The organism is Corynebacterium sp. MSK310 (assembly GCF_030227355.1).
GTDB lineage: Bacteria > Actinomycetota > Actinomycetes > Mycobacteriales > Mycobacteriaceae > Corynebacterium > Corynebacterium rhinophilum.
Map to the genome: position 1 here is coordinate 1 of NZ_JASPFZ010000065.1, position 373 is coordinate 373.

General features: G+C 59.5%; 1 protein-coding gene. It reads left to right on the top strand.

Features of this window, described 5'->3' with window-relative positions; all coding sequences use genetic code 11:
• A partial coding sequence (locus QP891_RS11735) for a transposase (RefSeq protein ID WP_284817092.1) occupies positions 1-373 on the top strand: 373 nt, incomplete at both ends.

The following is a 373-nucleotide window of genomic DNA, read 5'->3' on the forward strand; positions in this document are numbered from 1 at the left end:
GTCAACCACCGCAACGGGTATCGCCACCGCGACCTTGACACCCGTGTCGGCACGATCGACGTGGCGGTGCCGAAACTGCGCCACGGTGCGTTCTTCCCGGACTGGCTGTTAGAGCGCCGTACGCGTACAGAACGGGCCTTATCGACTGTGATCGCCACGTGCTACCTCAAAGGGGTTTCCACCCGCAGGATGAATGATCTGGTGGCAACACTTGGGATTTCCAGCATGTCGAAATCGCAAGTCTCACGCATGGCAGAAGAACTTGACGACATGGTCGCCGATTTCAAAAATCGCCCACTAGACCCCGGCGGGTACGCCTTTGTGTCGTGCGACGCGCTGACAATCAAAGTGCGCGAAGGCGGCCGGGTGGTCA